This is a genomic window from Serratia plymuthica (assembly GCF_018336935.1).
In the GTDB taxonomy this organism is placed as follows: Bacteria; Pseudomonadota; Gammaproteobacteria; order Enterobacterales; family Enterobacteriaceae; genus Serratia; species Serratia plymuthica_B.
This window is the reverse complement of sequence record NZ_CP068771.1, coordinates 1,515,530-1,534,086: the sequence shown is the minus strand read 5'-3', so window position 1 is coordinate 1,534,086 and position 18,557 is coordinate 1,515,530. Positions and strand designations below refer to the sequence as shown.

Here is an 18,557-nt window from a genome sequence, read left to right as displayed (position 1 = left end):
AGGCATCTATCTGATTGTAACGAGCGGCGCTGAAAATTCGTTTTACCCACGCTGACGACGCCGTTCGTTATTCCATTTCCCAGCCTTCCCCCCATTCCTGGGAAAGTTGCGCCGGAATATCCCCCAGCGTCACCTGTTTGGCCCCGTGCCATTTTGCACTGCGGGTAATTGCCTGCCGGAGATCCTGCACACGCTGTTTACCAAAGCGAATTTTGGCCTGCGGATGGAAACTGATAATTTCAAAAATGCCCTGTCGTCGATGCATTTTTGCATCGATACGGCCAATCAACTCGCCACGTTGCAACACCGGCAAGGTAAAATAACCATACTGTCGCTTCGCCTTCGGTGTATAGCACTCCAGCCGGTAATCAAAATCGAACAGCTCCAGCGCACGTCGGCGATCCCAAACCACGGGGTCAAACGGAGAAAGCAAGGTGGTCACACTGGATTTTAGCGCCCCCTGTTCTGCCAGTTGCAGTTCTTGCGCCAGCGAATGATGCACGTAAAAATCGCCTTCCAACCCCTCAATGACCACCGGCACTATTTCGCCCTGTTGCTGTAGCGATGCCAGCAGCTTTTTCGGCGCAACTCGCTTCAGACGGTAGTAGTCCGCCAACCATTCAGCCCTGAAAATCCCCAGATAACGACAAGTTCTGCTGAGCATTTCCTGCTGCGCATGACCCGCAGGTAACGCATGACGCTCATCATCCCAGTGAGGCAGTAGCCTTTCGGTCAGATCGTAGACACGATGAAAATTACGCCGTTCAGCCACCATCAGTTTACCGGCGGTGAACAAGATTTCGAGATGGCGCTTTTCCGGCTTCCAATCCCACCAACCGCTATTTCCTTTCTTCTCGGCATTAAAATCCGCCGAACGCACCGGCCCGCCGGCTTCGATATGCAATAGCAGATCGTCCATTGCCGCCTGGTGCTTTTGCACCCACTCTTCAGAATATTTCCAACCCATACCCTGCGGATGCAGCATGCGGTGACGCAACAGACCAAAATCTTCGATGGGTAAAAAACAGGCTTCATGCGCCCAATACTCGAACAGCAGACGGCTGGCCAGCGCCTGTTCCAGCCATTCCGGCTGATAGTCGCCCAGGCGGCTGAACAGCACCAGATAGGGGCTGCGAGCAACAACGCTGATGGTATCGATTTGCAGCAATCCCATACGCTGGATGGCGGTAACCACGTCGTCAGGTTTGGCTTTGCGTTTAATCGGGGATAACAGCCCTTGTGCGGCAAGATGAAGCGCGCGGGCGGCGGCAAGAGAAATAACCGGGGTGAGCATCCTGACATCCAAAGTCGTTAAGCGATTGCTCGATAATAGTGGATATCGGAAAATTTTTCTTCGCCAGTGCTTGGGGGTGGCGACACCGGCACTGGCGAGGAAGGAGTGGGTCAGAACGCGATAACGTCTGCCGCTGACAGCCCGTGGGAGCTGCGATAGATCGAGAACTCAACGTTCTGACCTTCGTTCAACGATTTATTTTTAGTATTGGCGATAGAACGACGGCTTACATAGATTTCGTCACTACCATCTACCGGTGAAATAAAGCCATAACCTGCGGCCTGATCAAACCATTTCACACGGCCCATTTGTAACACAGTATTTTTAAACATAACTTATATCCTTTTACTTGAGCATCCGTAACAACGTTATTTTTATTATTGTTGGACGCTACCAGCCCATCCTAAAGTTTTTCGTAACAAACCTCTCGTGAGCAAAAAATTAAAAACCCGCACTATGCGGGCTTGTTGAACTTAATATCTTCCGCAATGAATCAGCGTTAACGCCTCATCATGGTTGTATTAAACTCGCTTTACGTTATTCCCTATTTATTTACAGGGCGACAACGTTGGCGGCAGCCGGCCCGCGCGGGCTGTCCTGGATGCTATACTCAACACGCTGGCCTTCAGCCAGGGTTTTGAAACCGTCGGTCGCGATTGCAGAGAAATGTACGAATACATCTTTACCGCCGTCGTTCTGCTCAATGAAACCAAAACCTTTGCTTTCGTTGAACCATTTTACCTGACCCATCTTCTTAGACATTACACATTTACCTTTTAAATATATATACAAAACCTGCCATAAAGGCAATTTAGGCCGTTTTTAGGAACATTACTTATGGGAGGTACTTAGAAGGTTCGTCTTTGAAGCGGAATCGGATGATAGCGTCTTTGGAGGAACTGCTTAAATCTAAACTCGAACATAAATAGGTCTGTATCACAGGCCGACGAGCATTTACTCATAAATCTACCCTTTGCACAAGGGGTTTATTGGCCTATTTTTATCACCCCGCCTAATTTATTTTTATGTCCATGATTGTTAATAGGTTAATTTCTTTATTTTTACAGATCACACTCAACGTCATTGCCTTCCAGACGGCTATTACTTCCGCCAGCTCCCAGGCAAATGAGAGCTAACGCATAAAAATCCAATATGCTTGCCCAGGCTATAACAAAACCCAACCGAGATAGCTAAACTTGGGGTGAAAACAAGGTGGATGGCCTTTCAGCCAGTACTTTTACCGCCAAAAATACTATTTTTCAGATTATCCTGAATAAAGGAGCTATGCGCATGACCGCCCAGCAGTTCGTCTCACCAAATGAAATCCGCGCCAGGTTCTCTCACGCCATGTCAGATATGTACCAAAAAGAGGTACCGCTGTATGGCGATTTGCTCGAACTGGTTGCGGAAACCAACCGACAGGTCCTGCGCGAAGATGCCGCATTGGCTCATCAGTTACAAATTACCGGCGAAATAGAAAGGCTGGCCATGGAGCGCCACGGGGCAATTCGGGTGGGGACAGCAGAGGAACTGGCGACTCTTCGGCGGCTGTTTAACGTTATGGGCATGTCGCCGGTCGGATATTACGACCTGGCCGTGGCGGGAGTTCCGGTTCATTCCACCGCGTTTCGCGCAGTGCATGAAGACGCATTGCAGATCAGTCCATTCCGTGTTTTTACCTCCTTATTACGGTTGGAGCTGATTGAAAGCCCGGCGTTGCGTGAGTTGGCGCAGCAACTGCTGGCCCGCCGCCGCATCTTTACCGAGCGGGTGCTGGAGTTGATTGCCTTACAGGAAGCCCAGGGCGGGTTGGATGATGGCCAGGCCACAGAGTTTATCGAACAAGCGCTGGAAACTTTTCGGTGGCACAATCGGGCGACCGTCAGCGCCACCGAATATCAACAACTGCACGATCAACACCGTTTGATTGCAGACGTTGTGGCATTTAAGGGCCCACATATCAACCATTTGACGCCGCGCACGCTGAATATCGACCTCGTCCAGCAAGCGATGCCCGGTCGAGGGATAACGCCTAAAGCCGTTATCGAAGGCCCGCCGCCTCGCCGTCGGCCAATTTTGCTACGCCAGACCAGCTTTAAAGCGCTGGAAGAAGGCGTGGCCTTTGTTGAACATGACGGCAGCACCCTGGACGGGCACCATACCGCGCGTTTTGGCGAAATCGAGCAACGTGGCGTAGCGCTGACCCCGAAAGGCCGCGCTCTGTATGATCGCCTGTTGCAAGCCACCAACGATGCCTTGCAGGCACCGCCAAGTGAAAAAAACGCCGAGCGGTACAATCAGTTGCTGGCGGAAAACTTCCAGGCGTTTCCGGACGATTATACCACCTTGCGTGAGCAGCAACTGGCATGGTTCCGCTATTTCCCTACCGAGTGCGGCCTGGCGGCCAAAGATTCGCTGGATAAACACAGTACGCTGGAGCAGCTGATAGCTCAGGAACACATTCGCTTTCAGCCTTTGGTGTATGAAGACTTCTTACCGGTCAGCGCGGCGGGCATTTTCCAGTCTAACCTGGGCGACAACCGGCATGCTCAGTACAATGCAGCATCGAGCCGTTCCGCTTTCGAACAGGCGCTGGGGGCAGAGGTGATTGATGAATTGGCGCTGTATGAGCAAACACAACAGCGTTCGATAAACGCCTGCGCGCAAGCTCTGGGGCTTAACGCGCTGGCCGTGTGAGTTATTTAGTCAGCAGAGCTTCGATACTTTGCAGCAACGGCTCGGCCTGATTGGGGGGAAGAACCGCGTCAACCGGTAAATACCACCAGTTAGGCTGGGCAAAAATGCGGCATTTGACCGCATCTTTTTCAGTCATCAGCAGCGTTTGCTCAGATGACGCCAAAGCTGCCAGTTGAGCATGTTGGTACTCCTGGTGATCGGCGAATGCCACTTCTTTCTCGACATCCACGCCAAGCTTTTCCAGCGTGGCGAAAAAGCGCGGGGGATGGCCAATCCCGGCCATTGCCACCACGTGCGGCAACTCAGCCGCCGGCCGGCGCGCACCGCTGGCGATATTAACCGCCTCGCGCGCTTGCAACTGCATGGCGATTTCACCCGCCTGAGCCACGCCGCCGTTGGCAACCCGCGCATTCACGCTGTTCAGGCGCGACGCGCGTTCACGCATCGGCCCTGCGGGTAACCACCAGCCATTGCCAAAACGGCGCACGCCGTCGATCACCACCAGTTCAAAATCGCGCTGCAACGCGTAATGCTGCAAACCGTCATCAGTGATGACAACGTCGAGTCTCTGCTGTTGCAGCAGTGCCTGTACCGCTTCAGCACGCTTTGGCGAAATGGCCACTGGCGCACCGGTGCGTTGATAAATCAATACCGGTTCATCACCCGCCTGCTGGGTCGTAGTGTACTCATCCAATACCAACGGATAAGATGCCGCTTTGCCACCATAACCGCGTGATACCACACCCACCCGGTAACCGCGCCGTTGCAGTTGCTCAACCAGCCAGATCACCATCGGCGTTTTACCGTTGCCGCCAGCGGTAAGGTTTCCCACCACCACCACCGGCACCGGCGCACGCCAGCTTTTACGCAGACCGCAACGATAACTCAGCCGAATCAAGCCGCTGACCAAACCATACAGCCAGGACAGCGGCAGCAACAGCAGATATACCAGTGAACCACCCGACCAAATGCGCTCGATCATTATTGACCGAACTGCATGCGGTGAAGCTGCGCGTAGACCCCGCGCTGTTCGATTAACACAGCATGTTCACCGCGTTCAACGATGCGCCCATCTTCCACCACCAGGATCTCATCGGCTTTTTCAATGGTCGACAAACGGTGCGCGATCACCAGCGAGGTGCGGTTTTTCTGCAGTTCATCCAATGCAGCCTGAATGGCGCGTTCTGACTCTGTATCCAGCGCTGAAGTCGCTTCATCAAGGATCAGAATCGGGCAGTCACGCAGCAGTGCGCGTGCTATAGCAATACGCTGACGCTGCCCACCGGACAACATCACGCCATTCTCACCGATCACCGTATCCAGTCCGTTCTCCATTTTCTCAATGAAGTCCATGGCATAAGCCATGCGCGCAGCTTTTTCGATATCTTCCCGGCTGTAACGTTTCTCGCGGGCATAGGCGATATTGTTGGCGATGGTGTCGTTGAACAAATGAACGTTTTGCGATACCAAAGCCACCTGATCGCGCAGTGACGCCAAGGTATATTCACGCAGGTCATGCCCGTCCATCAGGATTTCACCTTCCTGAACGTCATAGAAGCGGGTCAGCAGGTTGGCAATTGTCGATTTGCCTGAACCTGAACGGCCAACCAGCGCCACCGTTTTCCCCTCAGAAATGCTGAGGCTGATATCACGCAACGCCGGAGTTTCTTTCCCTGGGTAATAGAAAGTCACGTTACGGAACTCGATGTCACCTTTCGCACGCGCCACTTCACGGGTGCCAGTATCTTTTTCCTGCTCCATATCCAGAATGGAGAACAGCGTTTGACAAGCTGCCATCCCACGCTGGAACTGGGCGTTGACGTTGGTCAGCGACTTAAGCGGACGCATCAACGCAATCATCGATGAGAACACCACGGTGATAGTACCGGCGGTCAGGGTTGCCATCACGCTCGGGAAGCTGGCGGCATACAACACAAACGCCAGTGCTAAAGACGCAATCAGCTGAATAATCGGGTCTGAAATAGAAGAAGCGGAAACCAGCTTCATGCCCTGTTGGCGCATACGGTTACTGACTGAATCGAAACGATCGGTCTCAACCTGCTGACCGCCAAAAATCAGCACTTCTTTATGGCCTTTCAGCATCTGCTCGGCGCTGGTAGTCACCTGCCCCATGGTGTTTTGCATGTTTTTGCTGATATTGCGGAAACGCTTGGAAACGATGCGGATAGCAACGGACACGATCGGCGCCAGCACAATCAAGATCACCGACAGCTGCCAGCTGTAGTAAAACATCATGCCGAATAACGCAATAATCGATGCGCCTTCACGCACCACGGTCACTAACGCGCTGGAGGACGAGGAGGCCACCTGCTCAGAATCGTAGGTGATACGCGACAACAGCGTACCGGTAGATTGCTGATCGAAGAAGGATACCGGCATTCTCATCATGTGGCCAAACAACCGGCGGCGCATATGCATCACTACCATGCCGGACACCCATGAAATGCAGTAGCTGGAAACGAAGCCCGTCAGGCCACGGACCACCATCAGGCCAATCACGACCAACGGCATCCAAAGCAAGATGTTACTCTCGGTCTTCCCAAAACCGTCATCCAATAAAGGTTTAAGTAAGGACAGCATAAAGGCATCGCTGGCCGCGTTTAAAATCAACGCAATGGCGGCCACAATCAGCCCGGTCTTAAAAGGAGTGATCATCGGCCAAAGGCGACGGAAAGTCTGCCAGGTGGAGAGATCTTTATCATTCATCATGCAAATACCAGCATCGGAAGAAATAGCGGCCCATTTTACTCATTATCACCCTCTACGCCAAACCGCTGATGGTACCAACGGGGCATTAATTGTTCACGAAAGCCTTTAATTTGCCAATCGTTGTCGAAAAAAAGTACGGATATCTGACCTGAGCGCGAAGTATCGTGCCATATGATGCCATTTGCCAGATATCTGGCGACAACTTTAACCGCGGGTAATCGCCATTTGTTGTAACGAGATGCGGACGCTAAAGCTACCTCCGGCGCTACCGCGCGCAGAAAGGGCGGCGTTGAGGACGTCCTGCTGCCATGATGAGGAACCTGAAGCACTGTGGATGCCAACCGATCGCGTTGCGATCTGAGTAACTGTGCCTCCGCTTTCTTTTCCACGTCGCCGGTCAGCAACAGGCTATATCGGCCATCATCGACACGGATCACGCAGGAGTCGTCATTGACCGGTCGCTTGAGCGCTTTCGGTGGCCATAACACCTGAAATTGCAGCGACTGCCACTGCCAGCTTTCGCCGGCCACGCAGGGTAAATGAACTGGGTCAAGTATTGGGCTGCGTACTGTAGCCTGAGGAAATGCCCGCCTTACCTCTTCCAGCCCTCCGGTATGGTCAAGATGATCGTGGCTGATAATAATTTGCTCCAGGCTGATGCCCCGCCAGTTGAGCATGGGTAAAATATGACGCTCCGCAGCACTGCCCGTCGCCCAGCGATCGCCGGTATCAAACAATATCCCCTTGCCGTTTCTTTCGATCACTACCGCCAGACCATGGCCGACGTCCAGCATGTCGACCCGCCAACGATATGCGGGTTCTTTTTCTCGCCACAGTACGCAGCATATCGCCACGGCGGTCAATCCCGTCGCGTAACTTAACCACCAGTGGAAACGCCAGCAGATAACCAGCAGCCAGCCCACCGCGCTGACCAGTAACGAGGCGGCGCCCAGATCGACCCAACCGCGCTGCAAATAATACAGCGGCGTGAACACCCAAAGCAGTGTCAAATCGGCCAACCACCATAACCCGCCGCTCAATAGCGGTAAGGCACCGCAAATCACCGCGATCAAAATCAAAGGAACCGTCACCAGTGATACCACGGGTACCGCCCACAGATTCGCCGGCATAGAGGTCAACGTCAGTCCAAGAAACAAAGCGGCTTGCATCGGCACCAGCAACAACGTGATACCGAGTTGAATATGCAGCCAACGCACCGGAGCCCAGTACCAGGCGGAGCGGAAACGCGCGCTTAACGGCACCCATTCGAACCAAAAGACCAGGCAGGCAACCGCCAATACCGATAGCCAGAAGCTGTCCGACAGTACCGCCAGCGGATCGCAGACCAGAATTAACCCCACACACCATAGCCATACCTGCCAGGAGGTGCAGTGAACGCCACGTAGACGTAGTAGCATCCACAACGTCAGCGCCACAGCAGTACGTACCGCAGGGGGCTGTGCGCCAGCCAGCCAGACATACGCCAGGGTGCCAAACCAACTGGCCAGCAGTGGGAAGCGGTAGCCGATCAGATAAGCGGGCAAGAATAACTGAACCGCCCGCAGCGCTAACCAAATCAATATGGCCGCCATAGCCACATGCAGGCCTGAAATGGCCATCAGATGAGCAATGCCGGTTTTCAGCATCAAAGTGCGTAGCGCCGGATCCAGCGAGGTTCTTTCGCCAAACGCTAAAGCCAGCAATACCGATTTATAACGCAGGTCGCCAATATTGCTCTCGGCATGGCTGATAATACGCTGCCGCCAGTTGCAGCTCCCCTCCAGCAACCTGGCGCGTTTCACCTGCGCAGTCAGTGGTTGACGTTGCGCCATCGCCCAACGCTGGCTATCGAATCCACCCTCATTCAGTTTGCCGTGTACCGCTCTCAGACGCAGCCGTAGCTCCCAACGTTGCCCGGCACACAGTAGCGGCTCCTCCGGCTGCCAGACGGTAGTAAACGCAATTGAAGGCGTTAACCAACGCCCGTTAACCTGTTCTATGCGCATCAGCGTTTGTTTGCTCGCAGCGGGCACCAAAGTAACACCGACAACCTGCACCACTGCGGTCACCTCTGGCCCACGGCTCAACCGTTCGACCTGCATCACCAGATTGCCGGCGTTGAAGATCGCCCACAGAAAACCCAGTGCTCCCCAGGCAATAAATTGGCAGCCCGCCCAACGGAAACGCAACATCAAGCTAACGGGTAAAACAACCAGCAAAGTTGTTAATACATCGGGTAATTGCGGCAACACCAGTAACGGCAGAATACCGCAGACAACGGCGATAACCGCCAGATCCAGCGAAGTTTTAATCGGCCTTTCTCCCGTCCGACAGAGGACATGCAACTACTGCACATCACACCCCGTAGACAGGATTGTTCCCCCGCAGTCAGGCAACCGCCAGCGCCAATGCGACGGCTCGCGGCACAGGCGGCAGGTTAACTCTGCAGGTTTCATTTATTGACGCAGGAATGCGGCGTAGCGCGCAAAGTAAAGTCAGGACGGGAGGCTCAGAAATCAGAAAGCAGGTGAACGCCAGGCAAAAAAAACGGCGCCCTGAGGCACCGTTTATATTCTTTACAAGCAACAACTCTATGGATAATCAGTGATTAACCATAGATATTGGCGCGGTCACGCAGCTCTTTACCTGGTTTGAAGTGAGGAACGTACTTGCCGTCCAACTCAACTTTGTCACCAGTTTTCGGGTTGCGACCAACGCGCGGAGCACGGTAGTGAAGAGAAAAACTGCCGAATCCGCGGATCTCGATGCGTTCACCATCGGCTAACGTTGCAGCCATGTGTTCTAACATCTCTTTCACTGCATCCTCAACGGCTTTCGCCGGTACATGAGATTGCTGGCCAGCAAGTCTTTCAATAAGTTCAGACTTGGTCATGAGTCCTCCAAGCTTTGCAGCTAAACTACCGTATCGGGGCGGTCAGAAACCGCCCCCCGTCATTACTCGCCTTTAGCCGCTTTGAAAGCTTCAGCCATTGCGTTAGAGAAGTTGCTTTCTTCCTGCTTGTTGTTAACAGTTGCGATAGCGTCTTTCTCGTCGGCTTCGTCCTTAGCACGTACGGACAGGCTTACTACACGGTTCTTACGGTCAACGCCGGTGAATTTAGCTTCAACGTCGTCGCCTACATTCAGAACCAGAGTTGCATCTTCAATGCGGTCGCGAGAGGCTTCAGATGCACGCAGGTAACCTTCTACGCCGCCTGCTAATTCAACTGTAGCACCTTTGGCGTCAACTGCAGTGACTTTACCAGTAACAATAGTACCTTTCTTGTTCATAGACAGGTAGTTATTGAACGGGTCTTCAGCCAGTTGCTTCACGCCCAGAGAGATACGCTCGCGCTCTGCGTCAACTTGCAGAACAACCGCTGCGATTTCGTCGCCTTTCTTGTATTCACGTACTGCTTCTTCGCCTGCAACGTTCCAGGAGATGTCAGACAGGTGAACCAGGCCGTCGATACCGCCGTCCAGGCCGATGAAGATACCGAAGTCAGTGATAGACTTGATTTTACCTTCAACGCGGTCGCCCTTGTTGTGGGTTTCTGCGAACAGCTGCCATGGGTTAGATTTGCACTGCTTCAGGCCCAGGGAAATACGACGACGCTCTTCATCGATGTCCAGAACCATAACTTCCACTACGTCGCCCACGTTAACAACTTTGGACGGATGGATGTTTTTGTTGGTCCAATCCATTTCAGAAACGTGTACCAGACCTTCAACGCCTTCTTCGATTTCTACGAAGCAGCCGTAATCAGTCAGGTTGGTTACACGACCAGTCAGCTTGGTGCCTTCTGGGTAACGTTTCGCGATAGCAACCCATGGATCTTCGCCCAGTTGTTTCAGGCCCAGGGAAACACGAGTACGCTCGCGGTCGAACTTCAGCACTTTAACAGTGATTTCGTCGCCAACGTTGACGATTTCGCTTGGATGCTTAACGCGTTTCCAAGCCATATCAGTGATGTGCAGCAGGCCGTCTACGCCGCCCAGATCAACGAATGCACCGTAGTCAGTGAGGTTCTTAACGATACCTTTAACTTCCATGCCTTCCTGCAGGTTTTCCAGCAGTTGATCGCGTTCTGCGCTGTTTTCGGATTCGATAACCGCACGGCGAGAAACTACAACGTTGTTGCGTTTCTGGTCCAGCTTGATGACTTTGAACTCAAGCTCTTTGCCTTCCAGGTGCAGAGTGTCACGTACTGGACGCACGTCAACCAGGGAACCTGGCAGGAACGCGCGAATACCGTTCAGCTCTACAGTGAAGCCACCCTTAACTTTGCCGTTGATAACACCGACGACAGTTTCAGCTTCTTCGTAAGCTTTTTCCAGCGTGATCCAAGCTTCGTGACGCTTAGCTTTCTCACGGGACAGCAGAGTTTCACCGAAGCCATCTTCAACAGCGTCCAGCGCAACGTCAACTTCGTCGCCTACCTGGATTTCCAGCTCGCCCTGTGCGTTTTTGAATTGCTCAGCCGGGATGGCAGACTCAGATTTCAGACCGGCGTCAACCAGTACTACGTCTTTGTCGATAGCAACTACAACGCCACGAACGATGGAACCCGGACGGGTTTCGATTGTTTTCAGGGATTCTTCAAAGAGTTGAGCGAAAGATTCAGTCATGTTTAATCTTCAGGGTTCTATAGTTTAACGTCCATTTAGCATCCCGCCGAATGGGGTTGTTTCACATACCCCGCCATTGGCTCCATGCCGACAGGGTTTAGGTTACAGGGGTAAAATTTTACCCGATATAGTTCGATACTGCTATGACAAATATGACAAAAAGCAATAACGTCGCAGCAGCTTATTGCTGCGGCAACGCTAACACTTCATGTGCATAAGTCAGCGCACGCTGGATGACTTCGTCGATCGACATGCTGGTTGAATCCAGCACGAGGGCGTCGGAAGCCGGCACCAGTGGCGCGATAGGCCGATTACGGTCACGGTCATCCCGTTCCTTTATCTCGGCTAAAAGACGTTCAAAGTTAACATTAAAGCCCTTTTCCTGCAACTGTAGCATGCGGCGTTGCGCACGCTCCTCCGAACTGGCGTCCAGGAAAATCTTTACCGGTGCATCGGGAAATACCACCGTACCCATATCGCGGCCATCGGCAATCAAACCCGGGGCCTCGCGAAACGCACGCTGACGACGCAGCAAAGCTTCGCGCACGCGCGGAAAAGCCGCCGCCTGCGAAGCGGTATTACCGACTGTTTCAGTGCGGATCTCATTACTGACGTCCTCACCTTCCAAAATGACCTGCAGTTTGCCGCCCTGGGCGACAAAGCGAACGTCGAGATGTGCGGCCAGCGGAACCAGCGCCTCCTCAGAGGTGATATCGACCTGATGATGCAACGCCGCCAACGCCAGCACGCGGTAAATCGCACCGGAATCCAGCAATCGCCAACCAAGGGATTCTGCCAACGCTTTACACAATGTGCCTTTACCAGCGCCACTTGGTCCATCAACGGTTATCACCGGGGCTGTAGCCGTCATTTCTCTCTCCTTCGGGTAGTAAACCTCACAGGGGCATAATCTGCCGTCAGCACAACGCGAAAGCATAATTAAAAACGCCCCTGCCGCCCGCCCAGTCGGGGCAGGTACGGTGGCGTATTATACGCTGCCAAGAGACGAACTGTTACCCTGGAACTGTCTGGTTGTTGAAAATAAGCTCGTAACCGCAGAAAAGTATAGAAGAAGTCTCAGCGTCAGGGCGTTAGAAATGATAAAGGCCCGGTTAAGGGCCTTAAAAAGAAATCATCCGACTGTCGGTTATGCCAATTGGCTGATGCGTGCCAATTGCTCAAAATAGTCCGGGAAGGTTTTCGCCGTGCATTTCGGATCGAGGATGGTCACCGGGGTATCCGACAACGCCACCAGCGAGAAACACATCGCCATACGGTGGTCGTTGTAGGTACCGATATCGGCAAATTTCAGCTTCGCCGGCGGCACCACGTGAATATAGTCCTCACCTTCATCCACTTCAGCGCCCACTTTGCGCAATTCAGTCGCCATGGCGGCCAAGCGGTCGGTCTCTTTCACCCGCCAATTATAGATATTGCGGATGGTGGTCGGTCCTTCGGCAAACAGGGCCGCAGTGGCAATAGTCATTGCCGCATCCGGAATATGGTTCATATCCATATCAATGCCGTGCAACTCACCGCGGCTACATTCGATAAAATCATCGCCCCAGGTAATGCGCGCGCCCATTTTCTCCAGCACATCGGCGAATTTGGTGTCGCCCTGAACGCTTTTCTTGCCGATTCCGGTCACGCGTACGGTGCCGCCTTTAATCGCCGCCGCCGCCAGGAAATAAGACGCGGAGGATGCATCACCTTCTACCAGGTAATCTCCCGGTGAACGGTAGGTTTGGCGGCCTTGAATATGGAACACCCGGTAGTTGTCATGGCTGACCTCTACGCCGAAGGTACGCATCAGGTGCAACGTGATATCAATGTACGGTTTAGAAACCAACTCGCCCTTGATATGGATATTAGTGTCCTGCTCGGCCAACGGCGCGGTCATCAGCAATGCGGTCAGGAATTGGCTGGAAACGCTGCCGTCGACGGTTACGTCACCGCCGTGAAAACCGCCGCGCAGGCGCAATGGTGGGTAATCGGTCTGTTCCAGATAATCAATTTGCGCGCCGCCCTGGCGCAGAGCATCCACCAGATGGCCAATCGGCCGCTCCTTCATGCGGGGTTCACCGGTCAACACCACATCGCCGCTACCCAGACACAACGCCGCAGCCAGCGGGCGCATCGCGGTACCGGCATTGCCGAGGAACAGCTCAAGCGGCTCGCGGGCCACCAGCGGGCCGGCAACACCCTCGACTTTACAGGTGGTGCGATCGCCGGACAGCTGATAACGCACGCCCAACGCCTGCAGTGCATTCAGCATATGGCGCACGTCGTCGCTGTCCAGCAGGTTAGTCAACGTGGTCGTTCCCTCCGCCAGCGCAGCCAGCAGCAGAGCACGGTTGGATACGCTCTTGGAGCCGGGTAAGTTGACGGTGCCATTGACCAAGGCGACCGGTTGTAACGTCAGGGAATCCACCATGTGAACAAAACTCTCCAAAATCTGATAAACGAAACGGCCCCGGTAAAATGCCGGAGCCGCTTTAATGCAAAAGGACAACAGCGAAAGCTGCCCGCGTTGCCCGCGTAAAGCAGGCAGCCAGGCTTAACCGTGACGACGTTCGAAGTCGATCATAAAGTCGGTTAATGTCCGCACGCCGGCCAGCGGCATGGCATTGTAAATAGAAGCACGCATGCCGCCAACCACCCGGTGCCCCTTCAGCGCCTGTAGGCCGATGGCTTCCGCTTCGCTGAGGAACACTTTGTCCAGCGCCGAGTCAGCCAATTGGAAGGGGACGTTCATCCAGGACCGGTTGGCATGCGCCACGCGGCTGCGGTAGAAATCGGAATTGTCGATGGTTGCGTACAGCAACTCGGCCTTGGCCTGATTGCGCTTGTGCATTTCCACCAGACCGCCCTGCTCTTTCAACCATTTGAACACCAGGCCGGACAGATACCAGGCGAAGGTCGGCGGCGTATTGAACATCGAATCGTTCTCGGCCAGCACGGTATAATCGAGAATCGACGGCACTTCGCGGCGCGCTTTACCCAGCAGATCGTCACGTACGATCACCAGCGTCAGGCCTGCCGGCCCAATGTTTTTCTGCGCGCCGGCGTAAATCACGCCAAAGCGGCTGACGTCCAGCGGGCCGGACAAAATGGTGGAGGAATAATCGCCGATCACCACTTTGTCGCCAAAGTCCGGCGTCTCATCGATAGCAATGCCGTCGATGGTTTCATTCGGGCAGTAGTGCACATAAGCCGCATTGTCGTTCAACTGCCACTCTTTCATCGGTTTGATGCCGAGCAGCCCGTCAACGGTAGTTTTCACATCAATGGCATTTGGCGTGCAGTACTTCTCCGCTTCCTTGATGGCACTGTGTGCCCAGTAACCACCATCGATATAGTCCGCGGTGGTTTTATCACCCAGCAAATTCAACGGCAGAGCGGCAAACTGCGCCCGGGCGCCGCCATGGCAGAACAGCACTTTGTAGTTGGAGGGGATCTTGAGCAGATCGCGCAGATCCTGTTCGGATTGCTGGGCAACTTCGATGAACTCTTTACTGCGATGGCTGATTTCCATCACCGAGGTGCCGAGACCGTGCCAGTTGCACAGTTCCTGTTCCGCACGACGCAACACTTCTACCGGCAACATTGCCGGGCCAGAGCTAAAATTATAAACCTGAGTCATTTCCCCTCACCACATTCACTATTCGCCAATGAAACTGGCCAACCGAAATACGCCCAAAGTTAACCGTCGAGTTAACCAACCCATCGGTTTTATCACTCACGTAACGCTGCTGCAATGCTTATTCGCCCGCAGGCGGCAAACTACCGCAAGACGAAATAACAGGCTCTGCCGTCGCTGCGTTTTTTTGTGCGATAAAACGCTGCGTCATCGGAGAATTCAGTGGGTTAACACGGTGTTTTATGCTGTATTCAGCTACCCAGACTATGGGGCAAGGCCGCAATCCACCGACCGTTGCCGCAGAGCGGGCAAATATGTTGCCGTGAATCCGCCAAAGGCGCTGCAGGCACAATCCCCCGCCACGTCGGCCGGTGATTGCCTGCAGCATGGCCCGACGACAGAAAACGGGGAGCGATGCCCCCCGTCGAACACGACTCAATACTGATTAAACATCTGTTGGATCTGTTTGGCGTCTTTGGTCTGAGTCAGCGCCAACTGCAGCAGAATCCGAGCTTTTTGCGGGTTCAACGTGCCAGAGGCAACAAAACCGAATTTAGCGTCATCCACTTCCGCGTCTTCCGTAGTGGAACCGGTCGGCACTCTTGAAGAGCGCACCACGGCCACACCGTTATGTGCGGCGGTCGCCAACGTATCAAACACCGTTTTGTACAGGTTGCCGTTACCGACCCCAGCGCTGACGATCCCCTGATAACCTTCGGCGATCAGCGCCTTGGCGGGCGCATCGGAAGCGTTGGCGTAGTTATAGACAATGCCGACCTTGGGCAGCTCGGTCAGGCTGGATACGTCAAATGGGGTATCGGTAGTATGCTTGCGCTGCGGTGAACGCTGATAGTCGACCTTGCCGTTATGGATATAGCCGAGCGGGCCGAAATTGGGCGACTGGAAGGTCTGCACCGAGGTGGTATTGGTTTTGGTCACGTCGCGCGCATCCAGCACGCTGTCGTTCATCGCCACCAGCACCCCGCGTTTGGCCGATTGTGGATCCGCCGCCGTCACCACGGCGTTATACAGATTGAACGGGCCGTCGGCGCTCATCGCCGTCGCCGGACGCATCGCGCCGACTATCACCACCGGCTTGTCGCATTTGACGGTCAGATCGAGAAAATAGGCGGTTTCTTCCAGCGTGTCGGTACCGTGGGTGATCACAAAGCCGTCCGTTTTGCCGCAGTCGGCGTTGATTTTCTTCACCAGTTTCAGCCACACCTCATCGTTCATATCCTGCGAACCGATGTTCACTACCTGCTCACCCTGCACATTGGCGACGTTTTTCAACTCCGGCACCGCATTCACCAGCGCGTCGACGCCCAGTTTGCCCGCCGTATAGTTGGATTTTGTCGCCGATTCTCCGCCGCCGGCAATGGTGCCGCCAGTTGCCAACAGAGTGATGGAGGGCAATGCCAGCGCAGAACCGCTCGCGCCCGCCAGGAGTAGCGCCGCAACGCTGAGTTTCACTGATTTCATTAGGTTTCTCCTTGATAGATAACCCGCTGAATTATGGCCCTTATCCTTAAAAAAACTGTGACTTTGCCACCGCTTTAGGAATACATGGAGCTTGGGCGTAAAACCCCGTATCATTGCGCGTTTTTAGTACGCTCAAAAAGTGAAGACAATGACGCAAACTTTTATCCCTGGCAAAGACGCCGCGCTGGAAGATTCCATCGCCCGTTTCCAACAGAAATTAAGCGATCTGGGTTTTAATATCGAAGAAGCCTCCTGGCTGAACCCGGTACCGCACGTATGGTCGGTTCATATCCGCGATCGCGATTGCCCGCTGTGCTTCACCAACGGTAAAGGCGCCAGCAAAAAAGCCGCGCTGGCTTCCGCTTTGGGCGAATACTTCGAGCGCCTTTCCACCAACTATTTCTTTGCCGATTTCTATTTGGGCAAGCACATTGCCGAAGGCGATTTCGTGCATTATCCGAACGAGAAATGGTTCCCGATCCCGGCCGACGATTCGCTGCCGGAAGGCATCCTCGACGAACGCCTGCATGCGTTCTACGATCCTGAGCAGGAACTGACCGCCGGCGATCTGATCGATCTGCAATCCGGCAATGGCGATCGCGGCATCTGCGCCCTGCCGTTCTCCCGTCAGTCGGACCAGCAAAGGGTCTATATCCCGATGAACATCATCGGAAACCTGTACGTGTCCAACGGCATGTCCGCCGGTAACACCGCGAACGAAGCCCGCGTACAAGGCCTTTCCGAAGTTTTCGAGCGTTATGTGAAAAACCGCATTATCGCCGAATCCATCAGCCTGCCGGAGATCCCGGCCGAAGTATTGAACCGCTATCCGGGCGTGGTGGAAGCTATTGCCCGCCTGGAACAGGAAGGCTTCCCGATCCTGTCCTATGACGCCTCGTTGGGCGGCAACTACCCGGTAATCTGCGTAGTGCTGTTCAACCCGGCCAACGGCACCTGTTTCGCCTCGTTCGGCGCTCATCCTGACTTCGGCGTAGCGCTTGAGCGTACCGTGACTGAACTGCTGCAGGGCCGCAGTCTGAAGGATCTGGACGTGTTCACCGCGCCAACCTTCGATGACGAAGAAGTGGCCGAACACACCAATCTGGAAACCCACTTTATCGATTCCAGCGGTTTGATCTCCTGGGACATGTTCAAACAGGATGCGGATTACCCGTTTGTCGACTGGAGCTTCAGCGGCAGCACGCAGGAAGAATTCGCCACGCTGATGAGCATTTTCGACAAAGAAGGTGCCGAAGTGTACATCGCCGACTACGAACACCTGGACGTTTACGCCTGCCGCATCATAGTGCCGGGCATGTCCGACATCTACCCGGCGGAAGATCTGTTGCTGGCCAATAACAGCATGGGCGCGCACCTGCGTGATACCCTGCTGGCGCTGCCGGGCAGCGAGTGGGAGCCGCAAGAATATCTGGCGCTGATTGAGCGACTGGATGACGAAGGCCTGGACGATTTCACCCGCGTACGTGAACTGCTGGGTATCGCCTCCGGTAAAGACAACGCCTGGCATACCCTGCGCGTGGGCGAACTGAAATCCATGCTGGCACTCGCGGGCGGCGATATGGAACAGGCTCTGATCTGGACGGAATGGACCCAGGACTTCAACGGCTCGGTGTTAAGCCCGGCACGCAGCAATTACTACCGCTGCCTGCAAACCCTGCTGCTGCTGACGCAGGAGCCTGAGCGCGATCCGGCTCAGTACTACGGTGCCTTCGTGAAAATGTACGGTCAGGAAGCGGTCGACGCCGCCTCTGCCGCCATCAGCGGCGAAGAGCGCTTTAACGGCTTGTTCGCCGTCGACAGCAGCCTGAAAGCGTTACCGGCGCACCAGGCGCTGCTGGCAGCCTACGAAAAACTGCAAAACGCCAAGCGTCGCCACTGGGCGCAGGCATAACGGCAGTATTCATGCGTCGGCAGCTTGCCTGCCGGCGCTACTCCTAAAGCAGTAGATCGGTGTATGCTGCATTCGTAAAAGCGGCAAAAAATAACCGGATATTATTTTGACGGTTAAATCACCCTTTTCTCTTTTTATTTTTTCCGGCTAATTACGCACTTATCAACAAACAA

At 54.2% G+C, this 18,557-nt stretch carries 14 protein-coding genes; 2 read left to right on the top strand and 12 right to left on the bottom strand.

The features are described from left to right. Nucleotides 1-67 precede the first annotated feature (67 nt). The 3 genes from JK621_RS07240 to cspE all read right to left on the bottom strand — a co-directional run bounded on the left by JK621_RS07240 (nt 68) and on the right by cspE (nt 2,056). Nucleotides 68-1,294 carry a winged helix-turn-helix domain-containing protein gene (locus tag JK621_RS07240; protein ID WP_212559227.1) on the bottom strand — a complete coding sequence of 409 codons (1,227 nt, stop codon included), beginning with the start codon at nt 1,292-1,294 and terminating at the stop codon, nt 68-70. Nucleotides 1,295-1,404: 110 nt separating this feature from the next. Further along, on the bottom strand, nt 1,405-1,626 hold the full coding sequence (locus JK621_RS07235; protein WP_006320799.1) for a cold-shock protein: 222 nt from the start codon (nt 1,624-1,626) through the stop codon (nt 1,405-1,407). Between the two features lie 220 nt (nt 1,627-1,846). Next, nucleotides 1,847-2,056: a transcription antiterminator/RNA stability regulator CspE gene (cspE, locus tag JK621_RS07230; RefSeq protein WP_212559226.1), complete on the bottom strand. Its 210-nt coding sequence runs from the start codon at nt 2,054-2,056 to the stop codon at nt 1,847-1,849. Between the two features lie 528 nt (nt 2,057-2,584). Between cspE and hglS the strand changes: the two genes are divergently transcribed. Further along, a complete protein-coding gene (hglS, locus tag JK621_RS07225; protein WP_212559225.1) occupies nt 2,585-3,991 on the top strand; it encodes a 2-oxoadipate dioxygenase/decarboxylase HglS in 1,407 nt (468 codons plus the stop codon). A 1-nt stretch (nt 3,992) separates the two neighbouring features. Here the strand turns inward: hglS and lpxK are convergent, their stop codons facing one another. From lpxK to ansB, 9 genes are all read right to left on the bottom strand, one after another. Beyond that, nucleotides 3,993-4,973: a tetraacyldisaccharide 4'-kinase gene (lpxK, locus tag JK621_RS07220; RefSeq protein WP_212559224.1), complete on the bottom strand. Its 981-nt coding sequence runs from the start codon at nt 4,971-4,973 to the stop codon at nt 3,993-3,995. Next, nucleotides 4,973-6,721: a lipid A ABC transporter ATP-binding protein/permease MsbA gene (gene msbA / locus JK621_RS07215; protein WP_212559223.1), complete on the bottom strand. Its 1,749-nt coding sequence runs from the start codon at nt 6,719-6,721 to the stop codon at nt 4,973-4,975. The genes lpxK and msbA overlap by 1 nt, the downstream gene beginning before the upstream one ends. Nucleotides 6,722-6,756: 35 nt before the next feature. After that, a complete protein-coding gene (locus JK621_RS07210; RefSeq protein ID WP_212560147.1) occupies nt 6,757-9,021 on the bottom strand; it encodes a ComEC family protein in 2,265 nt (754 codons plus the stop codon). Nucleotides 9,022-9,329: 308 nt separating this feature from the next. Next, a complete protein-coding gene (ihfB, locus tag JK621_RS07205) occupies nt 9,330-9,614 on the bottom strand; it encodes an integration host factor subunit beta (RefSeq protein WP_004942652.1) in 285 nt (94 codons plus the stop codon). Between the two features lie 62 nt (nt 9,615-9,676). Further along, complete coding sequence (rpsA, locus tag JK621_RS07200; RefSeq protein WP_004942650.1) at nt 9,677-11,350, bottom strand: 30S ribosomal protein S1; 1,674 nt, start codon at nt 11,348-11,350, stop codon at nt 9,677-9,679. A 181-nt stretch (nt 11,351-11,531) separates the two neighbouring features. Continuing rightward, a complete protein-coding gene (gene cmk / locus JK621_RS07195) occupies nt 11,532-12,221 on the bottom strand; it encodes a (d)CMP kinase (protein WP_212559222.1) in 690 nt (229 codons plus the stop codon). A gap of 276 nt (nt 12,222-12,497) precedes the next feature. Further along, nucleotides 12,498-13,784 carry a 3-phosphoshikimate 1-carboxyvinyltransferase gene (gene aroA / locus JK621_RS07190; protein ID WP_212559221.1) on the bottom strand — a complete coding sequence of 429 codons (1,287 nt, stop codon included), beginning with the start codon at nt 13,782-13,784 and terminating at the stop codon, nt 12,498-12,500. 123 nt (nt 13,785-13,907) lie between these two features. Beyond that, nucleotides 13,908-14,993 (bottom strand): 3-phosphoserine/phosphohydroxythreonine transaminase, encoded by a 1,086-nt coding sequence (serC, locus tag JK621_RS07185; protein WP_212559220.1) that lies wholly within the window; start codon nt 14,991-14,993, stop codon nt 13,908-13,910. 432 nt (nt 14,994-15,425) lie between these two features. Beyond that, the gene (ansB, locus tag JK621_RS07180; protein ID WP_212559219.1) at nt 15,426-16,472 is read right to left on the bottom strand and encodes an L-asparaginase 2; all 1,047 of its coding nucleotides are present in this window, start codon (nt 16,470-16,472) and stop codon (nt 15,426-15,428) included. A 148-nt stretch (nt 16,473-16,620) separates the two neighbouring features. On the opposite strand from ansB, the gene ycaO reads away from it, so the two are divergent. Continuing rightward, the gene (gene ycaO / locus JK621_RS07175) at nt 16,621-18,384 is read left to right on the top strand and encodes a 30S ribosomal protein S12 methylthiotransferase accessory factor YcaO (RefSeq protein ID WP_212559218.1); all 1,764 of its coding nucleotides are present in this window, start codon (nt 16,621-16,623) and stop codon (nt 18,382-18,384) included. Nucleotides 18,385-18,557: the final 173 nt, after the last annotated feature.